This window comes from Streptomyces sp. TRM70350 (assembly GCF_019219825.1).
Classification (GTDB): Bacteria; Actinomycetota; Actinomycetes; order Streptomycetales; family Streptomycetaceae; genus Streptomyces.
In genome coordinates this window covers 1-5,473 of sequence record NZ_JAHUXH010000068.1, presented here as the reverse complement: position 1 = coordinate 5,473, position 5,473 = coordinate 1, and the positions used below count along the sequence as shown (strand labels likewise).

The 5,473-nt window shown below is 60.7% G+C and carries 3 protein-coding genes and 1 pseudogene; 3 read left to right on the top strand and 1 reads right to left on the bottom strand.

What is annotated here, in order from left to right; all coding sequences use genetic code 11:
• Window positions 1-5: 5 nt before the first annotated feature.
• Window positions 6-3,407 carry a tetratricopeptide repeat protein gene (locus tag KWI83_RS37425; protein WP_218518831.1) on the bottom strand — a complete coding sequence of 1,134 codons (3,402 nt, stop codon included), beginning with the start codon at window positions 3,405-3,407 and terminating at the stop codon, window positions 6-8.
• 367 nt (window positions 3,408-3,774) lie between these two features.
• Here KWI83_RS37425 and KWI83_RS39690 point away from each other — a divergent pair.
• The 3 genes and pseudogenes from KWI83_RS39690 to KWI83_RS39680 form a co-directional block, all read left to right on the top strand.
• Window positions 3,775-4,131 (top strand): annotated as a pseudogene (locus KWI83_RS39690) (transposase domain-containing protein); the annotation flags it as partial.
• A 52-nt stretch (window positions 4,132-4,183) separates the two neighbouring features.
• On the top strand, window positions 4,184-4,993 hold the full coding sequence (locus KWI83_RS39685; RefSeq protein ID WP_308122400.1) for an IS4 family transposase: 810 nt from the start codon (window positions 4,184-4,186) through the stop codon (window positions 4,991-4,993).
• Complete coding sequence (locus KWI83_RS39680) at window positions 4,915-5,247, top strand: hypothetical protein (RefSeq protein WP_256363373.1); 333 nt, start codon at window positions 4,915-4,917, stop codon at window positions 5,245-5,247. Before KWI83_RS39685 ends, KWI83_RS39680 begins: the two co-directional genes overlap by 79 nt.
• Window positions 5,248-5,473: the final 226 nt, after the last annotated feature.

Here is a 5,473-nt window from a genome sequence, read left to right as displayed (position 1 = left end):
ACAGATCATCGCATCAGGTCACGGAAAATCCTTTTTGGCGTCATCAACTTATCGAGTTTCTCGATTGCGCGCTGCGTGCGGAGAGTTTCGGGATGGTTTCCCCCAAGGACCTCTTTCCGTTTATCCAGTACGTCCACCAATAGAGAATGAGCCTTCTCATGTTGTCCCGCTTCTCGGCACATTCTGCCCAGGTTATGGTGCACCATCAGGGTGGAAGGGTGAATTGGCCCAAGAACGCGTATGTGCTCGCTCAAAGCACTGCCTTGTTCCGAGATAGCCTCAGAAATGCAACCCGCCTCTTCAAGCGAGGAGGCAATGCATCGACGGGCTTCCAGCGTGCTCGGGTGATCGCGGCCCAGTAGTCGCTCTCTATCTGCCAGTACTGCTCTATGTAGGGAAAGTGCCTCTTCATGTCGCTCTGCGGAACTCATTGCATGAGCGAGACTGTGACGAGAACTCAGAGTGCTGGGATGATCTGACCCAAATAGACGTTCGCGATCAGAAAAGACCGCCTGATGTAGACTTAGCGCTTCACTTACGTGGCCAGCAGACTTGTAAATATTGGCAAGGCAATGGCGCGTCGTAAGCGTATCCGGGTGGTTTACACCCAGCACGCGTTCGTGGTCAGACACGACGACGCGGTGAAGCTTCAAGGCTTCGTCGCGATGTCCAGCATCATTAAGTGAATGGGCAAGAGTGTGGCGGGTCTCTAGGGTGGATGGGTGGTCTGAGCCGAGTACGCGTTCTCTGTCCACTAAGACACCACGCAACAAGGCAATGGCTTCATCATGGCGCCCACCGTAGTTGTGTACTTCAGCGAGCTCGTGTCTGGCGGTTAGGGTACTTGGATGGTCGGAGCCCAATGCACGCTCTTGTCGCGCAAAAATCGCCTGCTGCAAAGTAATGGCTTCAGTATGGCGTTCGGCTCTATGCAAGGCGTTCGCCAGGCCTCGCTGAGCCATAAGCGTGTTTGGATGTTCGGCGCCTAGCACCCGTACGTGGTCAGCAAGGGCACATTGATGTAGAGTGACAGCTTTATCATGGTGGCCAGCTGCGCCATGCGCGCTTGCCAGGTGGTACCTGGTTATTAGAGTACTTGGGTGGTCCGTCCCAAAAACCCTTTCCTGGTCCTTCAAAAGAGTCTGTTCGAGAGCCACAGCGTCCTCGAACCGCCCCATAGCGCTAAGGGCACGGGCAAGCGAGTGGCGGGCGCCGAATACCTCAGGATGGTCATTCCCTAGGATTTGTTCTCGGCTATTCAGAATACTCTGCTGCAGAGCTACCGCTTCAGCCATACGGCCAGCTTCCCGGAATGCCACAGCTAGACATCGTCGAGCCTCGAATGTAGCCGGATCATCAGGCCCGAAAATTCGTTCGCGATCAGCAAGTACATCTTGATGAATATTGACTGCGTCCGCGTGCTGGCCAGCTGAACTGTAAGCATGCGCGAGATAGTGGCGTGAAGTGAGTGTGTCAGGGTGGTCTGGGCCCAACAGTTTTTCGCGGTTTTGCAAGACGGATTGATGTAGTGATAGAGCTTCGACTGTGCGGCCTACAGAATCGAATGCGTTCGCCAGACAAAGGAGGGCGCGATCAGATTCGGGATGGCGTGGGCCGAAGGTCTTCTTATAGCGGTCCGCCAATTCTTGATGTAGATCAAGTGCCTTATCTTTGAAACCGGCCTCGCGGTAGGTGTGGGCGAGGGCGTGGAGGTTGCCGAGAGTTAGATGGTGATGTTCTCCAAAAATTGCCACACAGTAGCTAACGAGAGACTCGCCAACGGAGATAGCTCGGCCATCATCCCGGATCTCTGACAGAAAGCGCTGAGCCCAGGAGCGGAGGGCATTCAGTTCAATGGCCCATTTATCTGGCTTCAGGAAAAGTGGCTGCAAATGATGTGCCGCTACGAGCACTTGTTCAATGAGTTGCAGACCTTCGGTACGCTGCTCCCATGCGTGGTCAATGGGGATCACGTTGCGAACGAAAGCTGAAATTACTCTTTTGCCGGTAGGGGTGAGCGAATTAGTGGCCTGAGCGCGGTCGCGAAGGATTCGCTGAACCAGGCGATGCGTTATGATCGTGGTTCGATCGACGCTATACGAGATAAGCGATGCGTCTACAAGTTCACCAAGTGCCTGATCTAGAATTCCGGGTGAAATGTCATGGAATATCTGGGCGAGCACTGAGCGTTTAACTCCTGAGGGAGAGAATATACTTAACACCTCAAGGAGGGTTCGCGTGATTTTTCCGGGGCTGGATGACTCAACCTGCTCAACGGACAGAAGTACGGCCTGTGCAGTGCCGTGCGGGTAGGTGTCACCTTGAGCAGCCTGGAGAGTTTCTGCGACTGGCACTGTTGACACAAGGCTAAGGTATTGAGAGTAGGTATACCCTCGTATCGTGATAAGCCAAGCTGCTTGTGCTAGGGCTAGTGGCAAGTGGCCGAGTTCTTCCGCTAGCGCGGCGGCACTTTCTGGATCAACCAGCCCCGTTCGATGACTTAGGTAGGCGACTGCCTGTTCCGTCGTGTACGCGGAGACGTTGATTGCTTGGGTCGCGTTGGAGAAGGAGTGCTTGTTGGTCGTTATAATGACTTGTGTATTTCCCGAGGTAGGCACCCAGGGCAATACATTATCGGGGTCCTCGGCGTTGTCGATAACCAGCAGGGTGGGTGCCGTAGCGGTTGAAAGCCATGAGCGAGCCGCCCTTGCGGATGTCAACGCGTCATTTTGGGGTTCCGATATCCCAAGCTGCGACGCAAGATCTGATAGATCACTCACGAGCCGCTCTGCGGTCTCTCCACTAATCCAAGCCACTACCGGCCAGTCGGCCTGTATGCATTTTCGAGCGTATGCTGCAGCAAGGTGAGTCTTGCCGACGCCGCGCAGGCCAGTGAGAGCCTGAAGGACAGCTAGGCCCTTCTTAACCTCGGTCACTTCTAGTTGTTGCAGTAGGTCGATTCGAGGCTGGTAACCGGGGGGCTCACGCGGAATTTCCCCCAGTCTGATTACTTTTGGGCGCACCACCTCTGAATCTTGAGACGGAGCAACTGCAGGTGTTGACTGTGGCGCACCAAAGTTGAAGGTGGCGCCTTGAAAGTTTTGGCCGCCTTCACCGGCAGATAGGTTGAAACCAGATCCTCCGACGCTCTGACTTGGGGTGGCTGGGCCAGGCATTGGAGGTTGTTCTGGAGATGGGCTTGTGTTCCCGCTAGGTGAATTCCTTCGGGCCACCCAGGTTGGCGTCCATGCGCCGATGAGTCCGCCAATCACGCTGCCGACGGCTGTGCCGATGGCAATCCGATTCGAAATCTCGCCTGGAACGACGAGATAGGCTATGCCTACGGATGCTGCCAACACGCCTACGGCCACGCCAACGGCAGTCAGCCATTTGGCAGGTCCAGACACACGTACCCCCTTGCTCGCGCCCGGTGCAACTAGCACACCACACGTTCAACGCGCTGTCAGCTAGATGCTGTGCATGGGCTGGACCGACTGATGGATCTGTCGAACGTGAGGTCGGCGTAGCGGGTTTGGCCGGTGACCTACCCGGTCTGGGGTCGAGCATGATCAGGGGGCCGTACGCTGGTTGGCAACTCGGGCAGGCTTTGGACCTGCCCGCAATGTGGACGAGTGGCCCCCTGGTCTTGCTCGACGCGGGACCCGGACCGGGGAGGTGGCTAAAGCCTGGCTAAAGCCCAAGACCGGGAAGTTAAGTGGTGTTGTGGCTGGTCGGGTGGGTTGACATGGGAACGGAGCCCGGCGCGGACTGTGAGTGTCGAGGTCACGGTTCGTGGGGGCTCCGTTGTCTGTTCAGTGTGCCACTGCCGGGGTGGTTCGGGACCGGTCGTGGGTGTGGTTGCCGGGTCATTTGGGTGCGTTGACGCGGTGGGTTGCGCCGTCGTTGGTGGACGAGGTTGTGGAGGCGGCGGGCTGTGGGCAGCGTCGGGTGCGGCTGCTGCCGGCCCGGGTGGTGGTGTATTTCGTGCTGGCACTGGGTTTGTTCGGGGAGTGTGGGTATCGCGGGGTGTGGGCGGCGATGACGGCCGCATGGCCGCGCGGGCGGGTGGCTGATCCGTCGGCGGCCGCGTTGCGCCAAGCCCGGCAGCGGCTGGGGGTCAAGCCGCTGATGCTGTTGTTCGAACCGGCTGCGCGGGCCGGTCGGCACCACCGCAACGCCCGGGGTGTTCTGGCGCGGGCTGCGGCCGGTGGCCTGGGACGGCACTTGCCTGGAAGTACCCGACAGCCCGCCCAACGTGGCCCACTTCCGTCGGCACGCGGCCCGCACCAGCCGCCCGGCCGGCTACCCGCAGCTGAGGCTGACCGCGCTGGTCGAGTGCGGCACCCACGCACTGATCGATGCGGTCTTCGGGCCGCAGCAGTACACCGAGTGGCCGCAGGCGAGGTGCCTGCTGGCCTCGCTGCGGCCGGGGATGCTGCTGCTGGCCGACCGCGGCTATGACGGCTTCGAAGCGTTACGGGACGCCGCCGCCACCGGTGCCGACCTGCTGTGGCGGGTGCAGGCCGGACGTCTGCTGCCGGTGATCCGCCCGCTGCCCGACGGCACCCATCTCACCCTGGTCACCGACCGCCGCTCCGCCGACCGGCTGGCCAAATGGCAGCAGCGCGGCCGCCGCACCGCGATGCCCGCGCTGACCGCCCTGACCCTGCGCGTGATCAGCTACCAGGTCACCGTGACCGGCACGGACGGCACCAGGCACACGAGCACCGTGCGACTGGTCACCACTCTGTTGGACCCGCGGCGGTATCCGGCCGCGGAACTGGCCGCCCTCTACCACCAGCGCTGGGAGATCGAGACCGCCTACTACGGGCTGAAGGTCACCCTGCGCGGGCCCGACCGTGTCCTGCGCTCACGCACCCCGGCCGGCATCGAGCAGGAACTCTTCGCGCACTGGTGCTCTACCAGGCCAGCCGCCGCGCCATCACCGAAGCCGCCACCAGCGCTCACCTCGACCCCGACCGGCTGTCACTGACGATCGCCCTGCACACCGTCCGGCTCACCGTGATCAACGCCAGAACAACCCATCCGGCCGACCTCGTCGCGGCTCTGGTCGACACCCGCAACCTCCACCCCGCCAGGCGCCGCCCACGAACCAGCCCACGCTGCGTCAAACGCACCCTGTCGCCCTACGCCTACAACAAGACCAAAGGCAGCGTCGGACACAAGACGACCGTGACTACCACCATCACCCTGACCGGCCGCCCCAGCACGACCGAACCGCCCTAACTTCCCGGTCTTGGGCTAAAGCCGTGGAGCCGACCGCCCCAGCCACGACGTATCCCTTCTCTGGCGTCAGGCGGCTGATTGCTGTGCGCGCGGTACGGGCGCCGGCCGGGCTGGAGCGGGGCGGAGACTGGAGCGCAGGCCCGGCCGGGGGCAGGGCCGCGCGCGGTGAGCGGAGCGAGCCGCCTTGAACCCGTGGAGAAGGTTGTAACTCAGTCGGTTGCTGTGT